Below are 2,189 nucleotides of genomic sequence, written 5' to 3' on the forward strand. Positions count from 1 at the left end.
AACATTCATAGAATCGATAGCCGCGTAGTTACTCTTACTTCCATCTATAACAATTTTACTTGGTAAACCATTTTGTGAAATAGCCGTATTCAGAAAGGCTTTAGCAGCAGCCTCATCACGCTTCTGGCTAAGATAATAATCAATGACATTTCCAAATTTATCGACGGCTCGGTAATAGTAAACCCACTTACCTTTGACTTTGATGTAAGTTTCATCCATACGCCACGAATCAGACACCGGCTTCTTTCTACGCCTCGCTCTATGCTCTAATAATGGTGCAAATTTGATAACCCAACGATTGATAGTGGCATGATCCACAACGACACCACGCTCTAATTGTATCTCTTCAATTTCACGATAGCTGAGTTTGTATGCAAGGTAATAGCGTATAGTTTCGAGAATAACTTCTGAGGGGAAATGGCAGCCTTTAAACATAGAGAATAAGTATCATGAATAGAAATTAAGCAAAGTTTAACTTAAAGGCTCAAACTTTGCGACAGAACCACAAAGCTGGTGTGAGGTTGTGGACAAAGTTATAGTTATAATTATAGTTATAATTATAACTTTATTTTTTGATATAACATTTCATACTTTTATCAAAATAAAGCCATTCCAACTATGGTCATTAAGATGCTCTTTTTATGAAAAAAAACTTCCTTTATTCTACTTTCCCCTGTTTGTTGATAGTAAGCGGTCTTATGTTGAGCCCGGTAGCACAAAGTCACGAGAAAGCACCGTATATTGGCCTCAAAGCCGGCTATCAATTCTCACAAGATGAGGCTTATCATCATGAAGACCAAGACCCCAACGCCGGGGTTTTGGGCGTGTTTGCAGGGTATCAATTCACACCTCAATGGGCGCTTGAGGCTGGGTATCAATACCATGATACGCTGCACGCCTCTGCCACGTCCGTAGACGTCAAAACGTCACTGTTTGAAGCGGCGGTTCGGTACGATTGGTATTGGCAGGAGAACGCCAGTGTCTATGGGCGACTGGGTATGGGGTACTGGGACATGGATAAGAGCGCTCCTGGCTTTAATCCGAGCGCAACCGGTTTTTCTCCATTGGGAGAAATAGGTTTGGCCTATCAGTTTACACCGGAATTAACCGGGTCAATGGGTTATCAATACATTGATGACATTGGGGATGAGACAACGCGCTACTACGACAGTCATTCGGTTGTGTGGAGCTTGAGTTACGCTTTTCATTCTGAGGAGCTTTCCATCATCGAGCCTGTGGCCATTCGCCCGATAGAGCCCGCGGTTATAAAGTCAGTGGAGCCGAAAACTCGGGTTGCTGAGTCAGCAACCTGTCAGTTTGAATTCAATCGCTGGACGCTAAATGAACAGTGCCAAGCTTTCTTACTTGAGCCTTCCCGAGTGCTCGTGCAACATCCGCAAACGCGAGCAAACGTGGTGGGGCATACCGATTCTGTTGGCAGTGCAAAAGCCAATCAAGTGGTCTCTGAGCGCCGAGCAAGAGCAGCTGCTCAGTTTTTAGAGCAACAAGGCGTGAAATCCAATCAATTACACGTTGAAGGGAAAGGGAAAACTCAACCTTTAACTTCCAATGCAACTCGAGAAGGGCAAGCGGCCAATCGTCGAGTTGAAATTAATATTGCCCCTTTTAAATATGAGAAAAATCAAAATGAATCATCACAGTAGAAAAAAGTGGGGCTTACCCTTCCTACTTCTCGCCCTATCCTTAACTGGGTGTAACGATGAAGGGGCTTTTGGGGCGGGTGATAATGGCGGCCACGGAGGTGACCATGCAGATATCATCGCTCAAACTTATGTAGTCGCGGTTAACTCAGCCGGTGAGGGAGAGGTGTCCCCTGCCAAAAACTCCGTCTCTGCTGGAGACTTGTCGGTTTTTAGTGTGATGCCTTATGAGGGCTACAGAATTGACAGCGTTTCGGTTACAAAGGGGGACTGCCCTCTTAAGAACGTCACAATTAACTCTCTTGACGATGGTCAAGTGAATTACACCGCAGGCCCTGTTAACAGTGACTGCGCCATTGACGTTAAATTTGTAGACAAAAATTCTGTTCCTCTGTTCCATGAAGTATCAATGACCGTTACCCCTGCTGTCGGCGGCACAATTCAGCTTGAAGACGGAACGCCTGTCACCTCCACGAACTTCTATTTGGCACCTGATGAGTCTAAGGGATTCTCGGTGGAAGCCAAGGA

The 2,189-nt window shown here is 45.0% G+C and carries 3 protein-coding genes; 2 read left to right on the forward strand and 1 reads right to left on the reverse strand.

What is annotated here, in order from left to right; genetic code table 11:
• Nucleotides 1-435: IS6 family transposase (locus VSA01S_RS19550; RefSeq protein WP_039983996.1), on the reverse strand; the 435-nt coding region annotated here is incomplete at its 3' end.
• A 206-nt stretch (nt 436-641) separates the two neighbouring features.
• Here VSA01S_RS19550 and VSA01S_RS19555 point away from each other — a divergent pair.
• Both VSA01S_RS19555 and VSA01S_RS19560 read left to right on the forward strand, forming a co-directional pair.
• Nucleotides 642-1,664, forward strand: a complete 1,023-nt coding sequence (locus VSA01S_RS19555) for an OmpA family protein (RefSeq protein WP_083932345.1) — start codon at nt 642-644, stop codon at nt 1,662-1,664.
• On the forward strand, nt 1,648-2,189 hold a 542-nt coding region (locus tag VSA01S_RS19560; protein WP_147052785.1), incomplete at its 3' end, for an InlB B-repeat-containing protein. The genes VSA01S_RS19555 and VSA01S_RS19560, both read left to right, overlap by 17 nt.

Origin of the sequence: Vibrio sagamiensis NBRC 104589 (assembly GCF_007990935.1) — a bacterium.
Classification (GTDB): Bacteria; Pseudomonadota; Gammaproteobacteria; order Enterobacterales; family Vibrionaceae; genus Vibrio; species Vibrio sagamiensis.